Raw genomic sequence first — 15436 nt, 5'->3', positions numbered from 1 at the left:
CGCGGACGAGGCCGCGTCCCGGTGACCCCATGCCTGCTCCCGTCTCCGCCGTGTTCAGAGGGGAGACGCTAGCCGGTCAGGGCGAGCCATCGCTGTTCATGTCCGACTCGATGCCGTCGAGTGTCGACTCGATCCCGCCCAGTTCCGACGACGACGACACCGAAGAAGACGTCGGCGCGGGCGTGTCCCCGGAGGGCGAGCCCATCAGGTTGTCGCGGCACGCCGAGCAGCCGAGCGCGATGACCGCGGCGGCCCCGACCGCCGCCGCGACCCTCGCGCCCCTCACTTGGCCGGCTTGCAGTGCGCGGACGCGAAGGCGTCCAGCTTCTGCTTCGCCGCGTCCAGCTCGCCGACGCGACCCTGCCGCTTGGTGGCGCGCTGGTCCAGCTGGTCGGCGCGGGCGGTGTGCCCCGCCGCCCGCTGGTCGGCCGCCCGCGCCTTGAGGTTGGCGACCGAGCCCTTGACCTCGGCGCCGCCGTTGATCCGCTTCTTCAGGTTGTCGGCCCGCTTCTGCAGCTTCGGCACCCAGTCCGAGCACACCTGCTGCGACTCCTGCGGGCTGAGCGTGATCGGCGCGACCGGGGCCGGCGACGTCGTCTGGGCCGACGCCAGTGGCGCCGCCACCAGCAGGCAGGCCGCGCTCGCACCGCCCGCCAGCGCCAGCCGCGTCCAGGTGGTTCCTCGCATCGTCTCTCCCTCTGTCCGTTCCGGGGTACGAGGAGAACTCTGGCGCGGCGGTGTTCGGACGGCGTCCGCCTAGTGTTCGGGCTTTGTAAGGCCGACGGTGACCGACGTCCGCGCGAGGTCGAACGTCACCGTGTCGCCGAGGCGCGGCAGCGCCGGGTCGAACAGCAGCCCGTCGGTGCCGCCGAGGACCAGCCCGAGCCGGTGGCCCGCCGGGACGACGTGGTCGAGCGCGGTGAGGCTGAACGTCATGGTGTACGCCCGGCCCGGGACGAGCGGTTCCCCGTGCCGCAGCGACGCGTGGTGCCCGAGGTCGGCCCAGCCGGCGGCGACGATCCGGTGGTCGACGGAGACGACGTCGGCGGCCGTGTCGAGGAAGCACGCGCTGTCGGCGTCGGTGCCAATGCCCCAGCAAGAGCGCGTCGCGAGGTTCTTGACGCCGCTGCCGTACGTGGCGGTGTTGCGCGTCTGCGCCGGGCCGTAGTCGACGAGCGCGACGCCGAGCCGCGCGGCGGTCTTGTCGGACGACGCCGTGATCGTCACCGACGGCGACCCGGCGATCCGCACCGCCGAGATCAGCGGAGCACCGGTGAACCGCGTCGTCCACTCCTCCCGGGTGACGGCCGGGTCGTCGACGACGGTCGCCGAGCCGGACCCCCGCGGACCCAGCGTGCCGTCGCTCGAGGGGTGCAACGTCAGCGGGAGTGTGGCTGGCGGCCAGCTCCGGACGTCGGTCCACCGGTCCGGCGCGGTTTCGAGGTGCACGGCGGGCTCGCGCTCGACGCCGTTGCGCAGGCCGAGCAGCCAGCGGTCGAACCAGCGGTGCAGCGTCTCGACCCACTGCGCCCGCTGCAGGTCGAAGGGGTCCGTGTGCCCGGCCTGGCTCAGCCACGCCTTGCGCGGGACGCCGGCCCGGCCCAGCGCGTCCCAGTACCGGGCGAACTGGTTCGGTGTCACGACCCAGTCCCCGAAGCCCTGCGCGATCAGCACGCTCGCCTGCCCGGCGCGCGGGACGTAGTTCACGCTCTGCCAGTAGGCGTTGTAGTCACCGCTCGTGCCCGCACGCGCCTTGAGGTCCGCCTCGAACGGCTTGCACAGCTCGGCGGCACGCTCGTTGTAGGTGAAGGGCGACCCGGTGTTCTCCGGCGTGGCGAAGGGAGCGCCGTTGCCGATGAGCTGGGCGTAGTTGTCCGCGACGCCTTCGATCGGCACGATCGTCTTGAGCCCGGCGATGCCCGAAGCGGCCATCCCGATCGCGGTCGCGCCGTCCTGCGACTTGCCGATCGCGCCGACATCCCCGGTGGCCCAGTCCGCGCTCACCGGACGGCCGCCTTCGGGGGCGTCGAAGGCCTTCGCGCGCCCGTTGAGCCAGTTCACGACCGCGTTGCCGGACCCCACGTCGTCGAAGCAGCCGGACGACCGGTTCGTCCCGCCGACGTCGGCCAGCACGACGGCGTACCCGCGCGGCACGAAGTAGTTGTCGTAGAACAGCGGGAACTGCTGCGGCGTCCCGTCCGGCGCGTACGTCTTCTTCTGCTGTTCGTTGCCGCGGCCGCAGCACGCGTAGTACGGGCTGACGTCGAGGATCACCGGGACGCGCCCGCGCGCCCCGGGCCGGATGACGTCGGCGGCGACGCGGTCGGGCTTGCCGTCGCGGTCGTGGTCGGTGCCGGTCTCCACCCACGCCGTCTCGCGGATCGCGTCCGCGTAGGAGTAGACCGGGCGGCTTTCCGCGGCGACGGCCGGGGTTGCGAGCCCCGCCGTCGTGAGCAAAGCGGCCAAGAACCCCAGTATCAGTCGCATCGAGCCAGAAGATCACGGTTTTTCGTAGAGCGCCAGGAACTTCTCCATGGCGGCGTCGACGGCGGCGCGGTCGCCGGTCGTGACGAGGTCGAGCAGCAGCCCGCGCGCCACGGCGAGCCCGAGGCGGGCGTGGGCGGGCCGGTCGGCCTCCGGGACGCCTAGCTGGGCGAGCCGGGCTTCGATGGGGCCGAGCCAGTCCTCGATCACGCCGTCGAGGAACTCCGCCGTGCCCGGGGCGCCGCCGAGTGCCCGGCCGTAGAGCTGGAAGAACAGCTTTTCGTTGGCGCGCAGGTCGTCGTCGGTGAGCCGGCGCCAGAACTCCGCCGGGTCGAGGCCGGCGAGCGCGGCGCGCTGCCGGGCCTCCACCTCCCGCGCCACCGCCGTGAGCAGGCCTTCCTTCGAGCCGAAGTGGTAGATCAGCATGCGGTGGCTGGTGCCCAGGTCCGCGGCCAATGCCCGCAGGCTCCGGTCGGCCCCGCCGTGGTGGGCGATCCGGTCGATCGCCGCGTCGAGCAGCTTGGCGCGCGGGCTTGCGTCGATCATGTACCAGATGGTACACGTACCAAATGGTACAACGCATTTCGGTCCACGCCCGGACGGCTGCTCCGGCCGACGCCGTCTACGCCCTGCTGCGAGACGGCAAGAGCTGGCCGGCGTGGTCGCCGCTGGGGTCGTTCGAGCTGGTCCGCGCGGGGGAGGGCGAGCCGGAAGGCCTCGGCGCGGTCCGGCTGTTCAAGACCAACGGCGTCCGCTCGTACGAAAGGATCGTCGCGCTCGAGCCCGGCCGCCGCTTCGGCTACGCGCTGGAGCACGGCTTGCCGTTGCGGGACTACGTGGCCTACGTCGACCTCTCGCCCCGTGACGGCGGCACGGACATCCACTGGCACTCGACGTTCACGCCGAAGATTCCCGGTACGGGCTGGTTCTACCGGTGGTTCCTCGGCTCCTTCATCAAGCGGGTGGCCGCGGGACTGGCGGCCACCGCCTGATCAGCGTGTTACTCTCCCTGGGAGAGTGAGGAGGCACGCCGTGGGGCCCGATCCGTACGACCGCAACTGCCCGACCCGCCAGCTGCTCGACCGCATCGGCGACCAGTGGACGGTGCTGATCGTCGGCGCGCTCTCCGGGGGCCCGCTGCGGTTCACCGAGATCGGCCGCCGGGTGGACGGGATCTCCCAGAAGGTGCTGACGCAGACCCTGCGCAGCCTGGTCCGCGACGGCATCCTCACCCGCACGGCGTACCCAACGATCCCGCCGAAGGTCGAGTACGAACTGACATCACTGGGGCGCGACCTGTCCGAGCCGCTGGACGTGCTGGACCGCTGGGCCCGGCGGCACATGTCCTCGGTCCAGGAGGCCCGGGACGCCTACGACGCGGAGCACACGCCCGCCTCCGCGTAGTCACCCCGGCTGGACAGCTCCTGGACATTCCGTTCCGATCCGGGATCTGCCGCCCCGTCCGCGGGGACACTGTCGCGGTGCTCAACGAGACCGTGCCCGCGCCGGGCTGGGGAGTCGTTGCCGTCACCGCGTTGTTCGCCTTCGCGGTGTCGCTGACCTCGGTCGTCACGCCGCCCAGTGGCCGGCGGAGCCTCCTGCGCAACGCCAACGTCCTGGGCACCCTGTTCCACGAAGGCGGCCACGCGGTGGTGGCGCTGCTGGTGGGCGGCGACGTCTCCCGCGTCAAGATCGACAGTGCCGAAGGTGGCACCACGTGGTCGGGCGGCCATGCGGGCCTGGCCAGTGTCCTGGTCGCCGCCGCCGGCTACGCGATGCCGCCACTGGCCGGTCTGGGTGCGGCCGCCCTGCTGCACCGCGGGCGCGTCTCGGCGGTGCTCGTGCTGACCCTCGTGGCGTTGGTGTTCCTCCTGCTGCTCGCCCGGGATCTGCGCACCTTGATCATGATCGTCGCCGTGGGCGCGCTCGTGTACGCGGCCCTGCGCTATGCCCCGAGCTGGCTGCGCACCGCCATCGCCTACACCGAAGCTTGGCTGCTGCTGACCAGCGAGCTCGCCGGCGTGCGTGTGCTCGTCGTGAACCGCAAGAGCAGCGGGTTCTCCGGCCGCACGGACGACGCCGCCAAGCTGGCCAAACAGACCAAGATGCCGTCGCCGCTGTGGATCGGCGGGTGGTTCCTGCTCAACGGCTGGGCGATCTGGCACGCCGCGCCGCTGCTGTTTCGTTAGCGGGCCACCAAACCCGCCTCGTGGGCCAGCAACCCCGCCTGGGTCCGGTTCGCGCAGTCGAGCTTCACGAGCATCCGCGAGACGTAGCTCTTCACCGTCGCCTCGGCCAGGTGCAGCCGGGCGGCGATGTCCGCATTGGACAGTCCGGAACCAAGGCAGGCCAGGACGTCCCGCTCCCGCTCGGTCAGGCCCGCGGTCCGCCGCCGGGCGTCTTCGCCGCGTTCCCGGCTGTCCGAAGACAGCGCCACCAGCCGTCGCGCCGCCGACGGCGAGAGCACCGTGTGGCCGTCCGCGGCCACCCGGACCAGGCCGATCAGGTCCTCCGGGGGCGTCGACTTCACCAGGAAGCCCGCCGCGCCCGCCCGCAGCGCCCGGATCACGTAGGTGTCCGCGTCGAACGTCGTCAGGGCGACCACCGCCGGCGGGTCGGGCAGCGCCGTGATCCGCGCGATGGCCGTCAGCCCGTCCACGCCCGGCATCCGCAGGTCCATCAGCACCACGCGCGGCCGGTGCCGGACCACGGCCTCGACGGCTTCGGCGCCGTCGGCGGCCTGGGCGACCACTTCGATGTCGGCCGCCGAACCCAGGATCGTGCGCAGGTGCGCGCAGACCATCGGTTCGTCATCGACCACGAGCACCGGGATCACAGTGCGTGCCTTCCGCCGTCGGGACGTAGGCGGGCAGTATCGCACCGACCCGGAACCCGCCGCCGGGTCGCGGGCCCGCGTCGAAACGCCCGCCGACCAGTTCCACGCGCTGTCGCAGCCCGGCCAGGCCGGCCCCGGACCCGCTGTCCGCCAGCGCCGGGTCCGGCGGGTGCGCCGCCGCCGTGTTCCCCACCGAGACGTCCAGGCCGCCCGGGTGGTAGCGCAGGGACACCGTCGCCGACGCGCCCGGCGCGTGCTTGCGCACGTTCGTCAGCGCCTCCTGCACGAGCCGGTACGCGGTGCGCGCGACGGTGGGCGACACCTGCGCCGGATCGCCGTCCACCACGAGGTCCGTCGCCACCCCGACCGACCGGGACTCCTCGACCAGCCGGGCCGGATCGCCGGGCTGGTCCGGGCTGAGCGTCCGCGGCCCGGTCTCGGCGCCGTTGCGCAGGACGCCGACGAGGTCGCGCAGCTCGTCCAGCGCCAGCGCGCCTTCCCGGCGGATGTCCTCGGCCGCCGTCCGCGCCGCCGGGTCGGCCGACGTCACGCCGAGCGCGCCGGCGTGCAGCACCATCAGGCTGAGCCGGTGCGTGACGACGTCGTGCATCTCGCCCGCGAGCCGTCGCCGCTCCGCCGCCCGCGCCTGCTCGGCGAGCAGGTGCTGCTCGCGTTCGGCGCGTTCCGCCCGGTCGCGCAGGGACTGCAGCAGCTGCTTGCGGGCTTCGGTGTAGAGCGTGATCGCGACCGGCAGCGCGGTGCTGAGCAGCCCGAACGGCGTGGTGGCCCAGCTCGGCGCCCACGGCCGCATGGCCACGATCGCGAGGATCCCGGCCAGCCACAGCACGGTCCGCCGGTCCAGCACCCGCACCGCCTGGGCCAGCAGCACCGGGGTGATGGTCGGCACGGTCGTGAGCGCGATCGGGTGCACCGGCACGAGCAGCCCGGGCGCGAACAGGTCGGAGGCGAGCATCGCGAACGCCGCCACCGTGACGAGCCCGGCCACCAGCGCCGGGAACCGGAACAGCAGCACCAGCGAGAGGTCGCAGACCACCTGCAGCACCAGCCCCGCCGCCGGGCCGAGCACGCCGGTCGTCCGCTCGCCGAGGAACTGGTAGAAGACGTTGAGCCCGGCGAACGCCACCGCCGGCAGGAACAGCCAGAAGGCGTCGGCGCGGCTGGGCCACATCGGCGGCCGGGTGCGGTTCACGCGGCCACGGTAACGGCAGGCCAGGGCCCCCGCCCCGGATGCGCAACCAAAGTTGCGCCGGGCCGCCGGGGTGCGCAACGTTCGTCGCCGCGAACACCCTCCTCGTCCGGTTTCGCGGCGCCCCCGGAACCGGTGGACTGGGCACACACGACGAGGGACGGAAGTGAAATGAGCGAGCTGTCCTTACCCGCCCGGGCATACCTGCTGGCGTGCGACACCGGGCGCAACCGGCTGCCGGACCGGGAGCGCGTGGCGCAGCTGGTCCGGGCGGCGGCGCTGACGGACCTGGTGCTGCGCGGCCGGCTCACCGACGACGGCGGCCGCCCGGCGGTCGCCGGCGCCGGGGCCACCGGTCACCTGGTGCTCGACGACCTGCTCGCCGAGCTGGCCGCCGAACCGCACCGGAAGTGGCGCGCCTGGGTGCGCCGCGGCGCCCGCGGGACGCTGCAGTCCCTGGAGGCCCAGCTCGACGCGGCGGGCGTGATTTCGCTGCGGACGTCCCGCGTCCTGGGCCTGTTCCCGCGCCGCCGTCCCGAGGTCCGCGACGCGGCGACCGCGGCCGCGCTCCACGACCAGGTGGCCGCGGCCGTGCGGAGCGATGCGCCGGTGCCCGCGGACGTCGCCGCCTTGACGTCGCTGGCCGCGGCGGCCGAGCTCGGCGCGGTGCTCCCGCGCGGCGAGCGGCGCCGGCACCGCGAGCGGCTCGCCCGGCTGGAGGAGCAGGCCGGCGCCGCGGTCCCGGCCCTGCGCAAGGTGATCCGCGAACTCCAGGCGGCCCGCGCGGCCGCGATCTCCGCGGCTTCCGGCGGCGGAGGAGGCGGTGGCTGACGTCGTGTCGACCTCCTGATCACGCGTGTCGACCCCGGGATCACGCGTGCCGGCCCTTCCCGCACACGCCGGCTGTGCGCGGAGGGTCGGCACGCGTGATTGAGGAGCCGGCACGCGTGATCGGCGGGACGACACGGTCAGGGGGTGAAGAGGCGGTCGAGGTAGTAGTCCACTGTGGAGATCGCCTCGGCCGGGGTGCGGTGGCCCATCAGGATTTCCGAGCCCTGGGAGTCGGCGATCGCCCAGAGCAGGGCGGCCTCGGTCGCCGGGTCGGCCGACGCGGCGACCTCGCCCGCCTCCTGGGCCTGGCGGACCTGGCCGGCGAAGAAGGCCAGGAGTTCCGGCATGCCCTCGCCGAAGGCCTTCGCCATCGCCGGGTCCGCGACGGCGCGGATGAAGTACGCGACGCCGATCAGGAAGTCGGCTTCGCTGTCGGGGTCGCGCGGCAGGATCTCCACCAGGCACGCGCGGAGGATCGACCGCGGGGTCGGCGGTCCCTCGGCCAGCACCTTCGCGGTGATCCGCTCGCTGCGGAGCTTGTGGCGGTGCTCGAGGGCGTACCGCAGCATTTCGTCCTTCGTCTTGAAGTAGTGCTGGACCGACCCCATGGACATCCCCGCTTCGGCCGCGACCTGGCGCAGGCTGACGCCTTCCAGCCCGGCGCGGGTCGTCAGCCGCTGCAGCGCCTCGGCGATCTGCACCCGGCGCTGCTCGTGATCCACCTGTTTCGGCACGCCCGCTCCCGTTGTCATGCGATCGCATTGCGAAAACCTGGGTTCCGCCGTTACGATGCGATCGCATTGTAAAACAACCTCGGGGGGTGTCCGGTGGAGACCGGAGAACTACGGCTGCGGCCACCGCGCCACGCGCTCGACCGCCGCGCGATCGCCTGGTGGCGCACCCAGGGAGCGCTGGCGTTCGCGCCTGCCGTGCTCGTGCTCGGCGGCCTCGGCCTGCTGCTCCCGCCGGCCGTGTTCTGGCTGCTGGTCCCGGCCGCCGTGGTCGCCGTCTTCGGTGCGGCCTGGTGCGCGGTGCTGCCGCGGTGGTGGTTCGGCCTGCACCGCTGGGAGGTGACCGAAACGGCCGTCTACGTGCGCTCGGGGTTCCTGTGGCAGGAGTGGCGGGTGGCCCCGTTGTCGCGCGTCCAGACGGTCGACACGCTGCGCGGCCCACTCCAGCAGCGGTTCGGCCTGGCGACGGTCACGGTGACGACGGCCTCGGCCCGCGGCGCGATCCGGCTCCGCGGCCTCGACGCGCAGCTCGCGGCCGAGGTGGCGGAGCGGCTGACCGAGCGCACGGACGCCATCCCGGGGGACGCGACATGAGCCCCTCCGCGGCCGGCCCGGCGCACGTCCACCGCGACCCGGGCGGCTGGCGCCGGCTCGACCGGCGCACCCTGGGTGTCACCGCGATCCTCATGGCGGGCGTCGCCGTCTCCGCCGGCACCCCGATCGCCATCGGCACCCGATCGCTCTGGCTCCTCCCGGCCGCCGCGCTCCTCGTCGGCGCGGGCGTGCTCGCCGAGTACGTCCGCTGGCGGCACACCCGGTTCCGCTGCACGGCCGAGCGGCTCGAAATCGAGTTCCGGTTCGCCGTCCACACCCGCAAATCCCTGCTCCGCGAACGGATCCGCAGCGCCGACCTGACCGCCAACCCGCTGCACCGCGCGTTCGGCGTCGCCGCGCTGGCCATCGGCACCGGGCAGCAGGAGAAGATCACCCTCTCCCCACTGGCCAGGGCGGACGCCGAAGCCCTGCGCGCCGAGCTCCTGCACCGGCTCCCGGATCAGGCCACCGAGGACGGTCCACTCGCGACACTCGATCCGCGTTGGATCCGTTACGCACCGGTGTCTTTCGTCGCGCCGGCACTCGGCCTGGCCGCGTTCGGGACCCTGTTCAAGGTCGCGGACTGGTTCGGGGCAGGCGGCGGGCTGCTGAAGTGGCTGCTCGACCTCTTCGGCGACCTGCCGCTGACGGCGAGCATCCTGCTCCTGCCGGCACTGGCGGTGGTCGCCGGCGTGGCCGGTGCCGTGGGCCTGTTCACCGAGATGTGGTGGCACTACCGGCTGGACCGCGAACCCGGCGGGACCCTGCGCGTCCGCCGCGGGCTGTTCACCACCCGCTCGACCACCGTCGAAGAACGGCGCCTGCGCGGTATCGAACTGGTCGAGCCGCTCGGGGCCCGGCTCGCCGGTGCCGCCCGGGTGGACGCCATCGCCACCGGCATGGAGCGCGACGACGACAAGACCGAGTCCAAGACGCTCTTGCCCGCGGCGCCGCGGGCGGTGGCGCACGGCGTCGCGGCGAAGGTCCTTGGCGAGCGCATCGACGCGGTCGCGCTGGTGCCGCACCCGGTGGCGGCGCGCGGACGGCGGCTGCGCCGGGCGTCGGCGGCCGTGCTGGCGCCGGTGCTCGTCCTGCTGCTGCTCGGCACGCTGCTCACCGACGTCCTGCTCGTGCTCGGCGGGGCGCTCGCCGTCGTGGCGCTGCCGGTGGCCGTCCTGCTCGCCCTGGACGCCTACCGCGGCCTCGGGCACGGCTCGTGCGGCCGCTACCTGGTGCTGCGCGCGGGTTCGGTCCGGCGGAGCACGGCCGCGCTGACGCGGGACGGGGTGATCGGCTGGACCGTGCGGCAGTCGGTGTTCCAGCGCCGTCGCGGGCTGGCCACGTTCACCGCGACCACCGCGGCGGGCACCGGCGCCTACGCGATCCGCGACGCCGACGCCGCCGAAGGGCTCGCCTTCGCGGTCGAGGCCGTCCCGGGGGTGCTGGCGCAGTTCGCTTCGGTGCCCGCCGAAGCGACGCGGGCCTAGGTTCGGGGCATGGACGAATTCCGTGCCCTGCACGTCCCCGGCTCCCCACTGCTGCTGCCCAACGCGTGGGAGTTCGGCGTCGGCGCCTTCCTCGCCGCGCAGGGCTTCCGCGCCCTGGGCACGACCAGCCTCGGCGTCTCGGCGGCGGTGGGGGAGCCGGACGGGGCGCCGTCGACGCGTGACGCCACCGTCGCCCTCGCCGCCCGCCTGGCGCGGCTGGACGCGCTCGTCAGCGTCGACATCGCCGACGGCTTCGGCGCGGACCCGGCCGCGGTCGCCGATCTCGCGGCCGAGCTGGCCGACGCGGGCGTCGTCGGCGTCAACCTCGAAGACGGCCGGGCCGACGGCTCGCTGGCCCCGGTCGACGTCCAGTGCGCCCTGGTCGCGGCGGTCAAGGAGCGGGTGCCCGGCCTGTTCGTCAACGCCCGGACCGACACGCACTGGGCGGGCGACCGCACGATCGCCGAAGCCGAGCGGCGGGTGCGGGCGTACGCGGCGGCGGGCGCGGACGGCGTCTTCGTGCCCGGTCTCGCCGAACCGGCGGACGTCGAGCGCATCGTCGGCGTCGGCCTGCCGCTCAACCTGCTGTTCCAGCCCGGGAAGGGCACCGTGGCCGCGCTGGCGGAGCTGGGCGTCGCGCGGGTCAGCCTCGGTTCGCTCCCGTACCGGATGGCCCTCGCCGCCGCGGCCGAAACGGCGCTGGCCGTGCGCGACGGCCGTGAGCTGCCGCTGAGCCCACCGGCCTACGCCGACGTCGCCGCGCTGCTGCCGTAAATTCGGGTGAACCGGCCCGGCCCGATCTGCTTGGCTCGGGGCATGCGTGCCTTCGGAACCGACTTCGCCGCCCCGTCCGGATACCTCAACACGCCCAGCGTGGGCATCCCGCCCGCGCCGGTGGCCGAGGCCGTGGCCGAATCGGTGGAACGCTGGCGGACCGGGGCGACCCGGCCGGGGGAGTTCGACCAGTACGTCACGCGGGCGCGGGCCGGGTTCGCCCGGCTGCTCGGCGTCGAACCCGGGCGCGTCGCTAGCGGCGCGTCGGTCTCGCAGCTCATCGCCAACGTCGCCGCGGCGCTGCCCGCCGGCACCCGCGTGCTCACCGCCGAGGGCGACTTCACCAGCGTGACGTTCCCCTTCGCGGTGCATCCCGGCGTCACGGTGACCGAGGTGCCCCTGGACGAGCTGCCCGCGCGGGTCGAGGGGCACGACGTCGTCGCGGTGAGCGTCGTCCAGTCCGCCGACGGCCGGATCGTGGACCTGCCGGCGTTGCGGGCCGCGGCCGAGGCCGCCGGGGCGGCGGTGCTGCTCGACGCGACCCAGGCGGCCGGCTGGCTGCCGCTGGACGTCGCCTGGGCGGACTGGGTGGCCGGGGCGGGCTACAAGTGGCTCGGCTCGCCGCGCGGCAGCGCGTGGCTCGCGGTGCGGCCGGACGCGCAGGAGCGCACCCGCGCGGTCGCGGCGAACTGGTACGCGGGGGAGAACCCGTGGGCCACGGTCTACGGCCTCCCGCTGCGCCTGGCCGGCGACGCCCGCGCGTTCGACCTCTCGCCCGTCTGGCTGGCCCAGGTCGGCTCGGCGGTGGCCCTGGAGTACTTCGCCGGCCTCGACCTCGCCCAGGTCCAGGCGCACAACGTCGGCCTCGCGGACACGCTGCTGGAGAAGCTGGGACTGCCGCCGCGCGGGTCCGCGATCGTGGCGCTCGACGGCGACCCGGCCCGGGTCGCCGAGGCGGGCATCGTGTCGAGCGTCCGCGGCGGCCGGGTGCGGGTCGGCTTCCACCTCTACAACACCCTTGACGACGTCGAACGCGTCTTACCCGCATTCGAGTGAACCTGCGAACGCGCGTGAACTACCGTATGACCCCGTGGTTGGTGCGCATTTCACCCCAGGCCCGTCCGACACGGCCCCGCTGGGCGCGGTGCCCCCGCAGCCCCGGCCGCCCGTGCCGGGGCCGCCGGCTCGCAACACCCGGTCCCTGCTGCTCAGGGGAGCCGGGCTGGTCGCGATCGCCGTCGTCTCCGGGCTGCTGTGGTTCCTGATCCGGCACGACTCGACACCGGACCAGCCGGTCGCGCAGCCGCCGGCGCAGAACACCGGGAAGTTCAAGTTCACCCTGGTCGCGGGCCCGGCGAAGACGACGGATTGCGTCGAGAAGTCCTACGGCAAGACGAAGGCCTTCTTCCAGGACACGCCGTGCCAGTCGCTGGTCCGGGCGCTGTACACGACGGAGTCGGGTGGTGCGAAGGCGCTGGTGTCCGTGGCGCTGGTCGGCATGCCGGACTCGGCGAAGGCGAAGGCGCTCAAGGCACTGACCGAGCAGGACGAGACCGGCAACGTCACGGACCTGGTGAAGGACAAGACGTTCGCCGACGCCGGCACCCCGAGCGTGAGCGGCACGGACGCGGCGTACGCGTCGAAGGTCGAGGGCACGAACACGACGATCGTGCTGGCCGACTTCTACGCCAAGCACAAGGACAAGGACCTGATCGAGAGCATCGCCGACGACGCCCTCCGCCTGTCGGCCGACCTGCACTCCTGACCCGGGCGCCCGCTGCCGGGCGCCCGGACCGGGAGGATCAGCCGTTCTGGCCGGGCATGGCGATCGCCACCGGCTTCTCGCCCGCCTCCGCCCGCCAAGGTGTGCCGCGCCGCGACGCCGCCACCAGGGCGTGCAGCGCCGTCGTGCGCAGGCCGGCGTCGTCGGTGTGGTCGATCACCGCGAGCCACGCCGACGCACAGTCCGCTTCGGCCGTCGCCACCACCTGGGACGCCGACTTCGCGTCCGTCACCGGGGTCTTCGGCACGTACGCGGCCTCCGGCGCCACCGGGGTCGCCCCGGCCGCCGAGAGCGTCGTCTGCAGGTAGTCGCGGCGCAGGGCGTGCTCCGCCGCGCCGCTCTTCTGCGCGTCGCCGAACTCGCCCGGCAGGAACGCGCTGACCAGCCCGTACACCCACATCGCCGCGTGCTCGGCCGCCAGGGCCATCTGCAGCGGGTCCACCGCCTCCGGGGGCACCGCGCCGGCCGGGACCGTCCCCACCTTCGGGGCGTCCTCGCCCGGGCCCAGCGCGGGGGCGGTGCGCTGCAGCGCCGCGCAGCCCGCCGCCACCGCCGCGACCAGCCCGGCGCGGTAGCGCGGCAGCCCGCCGACGAGGTCTTCGGCCTGCTTGCGCGCGGCCGCCAGCCGCTCCTTCAGGCCGCCCAGCGCCGCGGGGGCCGGTGGCGCCGCGGACGGCGAAGGCTTGGGCCGGTTCAGCCGGTCCACTTCGGACTTCAGCGCGGCCGCGTGGGCCGCGCGCGCGTCGGCCAGCTGGCCGGCGATGTCGGCGTCCGCGCCTTTGGCCAGCGCTCGCGCGGCGTCGGCGTCCGCCTGGGCGGCGGCCAGCAGCGGCTGCAGCGGGTCGGGGCTCTCGTCGTAGCCGGGTCCGCAGGCGGCGAGGGGAACGGCCAGTGCGGCCAGCGCCCCCGCGCGGAGGGCGGCACGACGGGTCAGCTCGGTCGATCTTCCGGTCACGCCGCCCCATCCTGCCAGGCCCCGGGGCGGCCCCGCCGCTCGCGCGGGCCGAGCGGGCGACCGGATAAGCTGGTCCACCACCGACCCGCGTACCCCGACCCGAACCAAGGAGAGCCCCACGTGCCAGGAGAACTCGCCAGCCGGCTTCAGCCGATAGTGGCCGAAGCCGTCACCGCCGCGGGTTTCGACCTCGACTCGTTCGAGGTCCAGCAGGCCGGCCGGCGCCAGCTGGTCAAGGTCGTCGTCGACTCCGACGACGGGGTCGGGCTGGACGAGATCGCCGAGATCAGCCGCACGGTCTCGGCGACGCTCGACGAGAACGAGCACGTGCTCGCGAGCGCCTACACGCTGGAGGTCACCTCGCCGGGCCTCGACCGCCCGCTGACCCAGCCGCGGCACTGGCGGCGGGCGCGGTTCCGCCTGGTGAAGGTCAGCCCGGCGGAGGGTGCGCCCTTCGTCGGCCGGGTCGGTCACGCGGGCGAGGACGCCGCCCGCGTCCTGGCCGGCGGCAAGCTCCGCGACGTCCGCTACGCCGACGTGGCGAAGGCGGTCGTGGAGATCGAGTTCAAGCAGCCGCCCGCCGAGGACCTGAAACTGCTCGAAGACGACGCGTCCGGCATGATCGCTGCCGGTCAGGCCAAGACGGAGAAGGGGTCGAAGTGAACGTCGACATCGCCGCGCTGCGGGCGATCGAACGGGACAAGGACATCCCCTTCGAAACGGTGATCGAGGCCATCGAAACGGCCTTGCTCACCGCTTACAAGCACACCGAGGGCCACCAGCCGCACGCCCGCATCGACATCGACCGCAAGACGGGCCTGGTGCGCGTGCTCGCGCACACGCTGACCCACGACGGCCAGGTCGACGAGGAGTGGGACGACACCCCCGAGGGCTTCGGCCGGATCGCCGCCACCACCGCGCGCCAGGTCATCCTGCAGCGGCTGCGCGACGCCGAGCACGAGAAGACCTTCGGCGAGTTCTCCACCAAGGAGGGCGAGATCGTCGCCGGCGTCATCCAGCGCGACGCCCGCGCCAACGCGCGCGGCATGGTCGTGGTCCAGGTGGGTGACACCGAGGGCGTGCTGCCGTCCGGCGAGCAGGTCGCCGGGGAGTCCTACGAGCACGGCAGCCGGATCAAGGCGTACGTGGTCACGGTGTCGCGCAGCAACCGCGGCCCGCAGATCACGCTCTCGCGCTCGCACCCCAACCTGGTGCGCAAGCTGTTCGCGCTGGAGGTGCCGGAGATCGCCGACGGGACGGTCGAGATCGCCGCCGTGGCGCGCGAGCCGGGGCACCGCACGAAGATCGCGGTCAAGTCCACCGTGCCGGGCGTCAACGCCAAGGGCGCCTGCATCGGCCCGGTCGGCGCGCGGGTGCGCAACGTGATGAGCGAGCTGGCCGGGGAGAAGATCGACATCATCGACTTCTCCGAGGATCCCGCTCGCTTCGTCGGGAATGCGCTGTCGCCCGCCAAGGTTGTTTCGGTACGAGTCGTGGACGAGCGGACGAAGACCGCCCGCGTCGTGGTGCCGGACTTCCAGCTGTCGCTGGCGATCGGCAAGGAGGGCCAGAACGCCCGCCTCGCCGCCCGTCTGACCGGCTGGAGGATCGACATCCGCAGCGACGCCGCACCGGTGGACGACGAGGGTGATCAAGACCACGCACGTCCTTCGCGGCCCGCCGCGACAACCGGTTCGGCTGAGTGAAGGTCGAAGCGCTAGACTCAGGAGTGGTTCGAAGCCCGCGGCGGGTAG

At 73.7% G+C, this 15436-nt stretch carries 19 protein-coding genes; 11 read left to right on the top strand and 8 right to left on the bottom strand.

The features are described from left to right. Window positions 1-76: 76 nt before the first annotated feature. The 4 genes from ACFVYA_RS03510 to ACFVYA_RS03495 all read right to left on the bottom strand — a co-directional run bounded on the left by ACFVYA_RS03510 (window position 77) and on the right by ACFVYA_RS03495 (window position 3030). Window positions 77-286, bottom strand: a complete 210-nt coding sequence (locus tag ACFVYA_RS03510; RefSeq protein ID WP_387041923.1) for a hypothetical protein — start codon at window positions 284-286, stop codon at window positions 77-79. Beyond that, entirely contained in the window at window positions 283-687 is a 405-nt protein-coding gene (locus tag ACFVYA_RS03505) for a hypothetical protein (protein WP_387041920.1), read from the bottom strand. Before ACFVYA_RS03505 ends, ACFVYA_RS03510 begins: the two co-directional genes overlap by 4 nt. A gap of 69 nt (window positions 688-756) precedes the next feature. Further along, window positions 757-2487, bottom strand: coding sequence for a CocE/NonD family hydrolase (locus ACFVYA_RS03500; protein ID WP_387041917.1), 1731 nt, complete (start codon window positions 2485-2487; stop codon window positions 757-759). Between the two features lie 12 nt (window positions 2488-2499). Next, a complete protein-coding gene (locus ACFVYA_RS03495) occupies window positions 2500-3030 on the bottom strand; it encodes a TetR/AcrR family transcriptional regulator (protein ID WP_387041914.1) in 531 nt (176 codons plus the stop codon). A gap of 23 nt (window positions 3031-3053) precedes the next feature. On the opposite strand from ACFVYA_RS03495, the gene ACFVYA_RS03490 reads away from it, so the two are divergent. The 3 genes from ACFVYA_RS03490 to ACFVYA_RS03480 all read left to right on the top strand — a co-directional run bounded on the left by ACFVYA_RS03490 (window position 3054) and on the right by ACFVYA_RS03480 (window position 4673). Further along, window positions 3054-3476, top strand: a complete 423-nt coding sequence (locus tag ACFVYA_RS03490; RefSeq protein WP_387041911.1) for an SRPBCC family protein — start codon at window positions 3054-3056, stop codon at window positions 3474-3476. A gap of 40 nt (window positions 3477-3516) precedes the next feature. After that, window positions 3517-3888, top strand: coding sequence for a helix-turn-helix domain-containing protein (locus tag ACFVYA_RS03485; RefSeq protein WP_285993572.1), 372 nt, complete (start codon window positions 3517-3519; stop codon window positions 3886-3888). Between the two features lie 77 nt (window positions 3889-3965). Then, the gene (locus ACFVYA_RS03480; protein ID WP_387041908.1) at window positions 3966-4673 is read left to right on the top strand and encodes a M50 family metallopeptidase; all 708 of its coding nucleotides are present in this window, start codon (window positions 3966-3968) and stop codon (window positions 4671-4673) included. Here ACFVYA_RS03480 and ACFVYA_RS03475 read toward each other — a convergent pair. Together ACFVYA_RS03475 and ACFVYA_RS03470 are read right to left on the bottom strand one after the other, a co-directional pair. Beyond that, the gene (locus ACFVYA_RS03475) at window positions 4670-5320 is read right to left on the bottom strand and encodes a response regulator transcription factor (protein WP_086844009.1); all 651 of its coding nucleotides are present in this window, start codon (window positions 5318-5320) and stop codon (window positions 4670-4672) included. The two genes, ACFVYA_RS03480 and ACFVYA_RS03475, sit on opposite strands and share 4 nt — an antisense overlap. Then, the gene (locus tag ACFVYA_RS03470) at window positions 5295-6509 is read right to left on the bottom strand and encodes a sensor histidine kinase (protein ID WP_387041944.1); all 1215 of its coding nucleotides are present in this window, start codon (window positions 6507-6509) and stop codon (window positions 5295-5297) included. Before ACFVYA_RS03470 ends, ACFVYA_RS03475 begins: the two co-directional genes overlap by 26 nt. Window positions 6510-6698: 189 nt before the next feature. On the opposite strand from ACFVYA_RS03470, the gene ACFVYA_RS03465 reads away from it, so the two are divergent. Further along, window positions 6699-7358, top strand: a complete 660-nt coding sequence (locus ACFVYA_RS03465; protein WP_387041904.1) for a GPP34 family phosphoprotein — start codon at window positions 6699-6701, stop codon at window positions 7356-7358. A 137-nt stretch (window positions 7359-7495) separates the two neighbouring features. Here ACFVYA_RS03465 and ACFVYA_RS03460 read toward each other — a convergent pair whose 3' ends face one another. Then, window positions 7496-8092 (bottom strand): TetR/AcrR family transcriptional regulator, encoded by a 597-nt coding sequence (locus ACFVYA_RS03460; protein WP_285993568.1) that lies wholly within the window; start codon window positions 8090-8092, stop codon window positions 7496-7498. 93 nt (window positions 8093-8185) lie between these two features. On the opposite strand from ACFVYA_RS03460, the gene ACFVYA_RS03455 reads away from it, so the two are divergent. The 5 genes from ACFVYA_RS03455 (at window position 8186) to ACFVYA_RS03435 (ending at window position 12709) form a co-directional block, all read left to right on the top strand. Then, window positions 8186-8683: a PH domain-containing protein gene (locus ACFVYA_RS03455; protein WP_387041901.1), complete on the top strand. Its 498-nt coding sequence runs from the start codon at window positions 8186-8188 to the stop codon at window positions 8681-8683. Beyond that, entirely contained in the window at window positions 8680-10170 is a 1491-nt protein-coding gene (locus ACFVYA_RS03450; protein ID WP_387041899.1) for a PH domain-containing protein, read from the top strand. Before ACFVYA_RS03455 ends, ACFVYA_RS03450 begins: the two co-directional genes overlap by 4 nt. Window positions 10171-10179: 9 nt before the next feature. Next, on the top strand, window positions 10180-10944 hold the full coding sequence (locus tag ACFVYA_RS03445; RefSeq protein ID WP_387041896.1) for an isocitrate lyase/phosphoenolpyruvate mutase family protein: 765 nt from the start codon (window positions 10180-10182) through the stop codon (window positions 10942-10944). Between the two features lie 42 nt (window positions 10945-10986). Further along, window positions 10987-12000, top strand: coding sequence for an aminotransferase class V-fold PLP-dependent enzyme (locus ACFVYA_RS03440; protein WP_387041894.1), 1014 nt, complete (start codon window positions 10987-10989; stop codon window positions 11998-12000). Between the two features lie 112 nt (window positions 12001-12112). Further along, entirely contained in the window at window positions 12113-12709 is a 597-nt protein-coding gene (locus tag ACFVYA_RS03435) for a hypothetical protein (RefSeq protein ID WP_387041942.1), read from the top strand. 37 nt (window positions 12710-12746) lie between these two features. On the opposite strand, the gene ACFVYA_RS03430 is transcribed toward ACFVYA_RS03435, so the two are convergent. After that, window positions 12747-13682 carry a ferritin-like domain-containing protein gene (locus ACFVYA_RS03430; protein ID WP_387041892.1) on the bottom strand — a complete coding sequence of 312 codons (936 nt, stop codon included), beginning with the start codon at window positions 13680-13682 and terminating at the stop codon, window positions 12747-12749. 120 nt (window positions 13683-13802) lie between these two features. Between ACFVYA_RS03430 and rimP the strand changes: the two genes are divergently transcribed. Both rimP and nusA read left to right on the top strand, forming a co-directional pair. Then, the gene (gene rimP, locus ACFVYA_RS03425) at window positions 13803-14345 is read left to right on the top strand and encodes a ribosome maturation factor RimP (RefSeq protein WP_387041889.1); all 543 of its coding nucleotides are present in this window, start codon (window positions 13803-13805) and stop codon (window positions 14343-14345) included. After that, window positions 14342-15388, top strand: coding sequence for a transcription termination factor NusA (gene nusA / locus ACFVYA_RS03420; protein WP_285993561.1), 1047 nt, complete (start codon window positions 14342-14344; stop codon window positions 15386-15388). Before rimP ends, nusA begins: the two co-directional genes overlap by 4 nt. Window positions 15389-15436: the final 48 nt, after the last annotated feature.

This window comes from Amycolatopsis sp. NPDC058278 (genome assembly GCF_042881395.1).
Classification (GTDB): Bacteria; Actinomycetota; Actinomycetes; order Mycobacteriales; family Pseudonocardiaceae; genus Amycolatopsis.
Note: the sequence above shows the minus strand (reverse complement) of the source record. Positions and strands in the feature narration are given on the sequence as shown.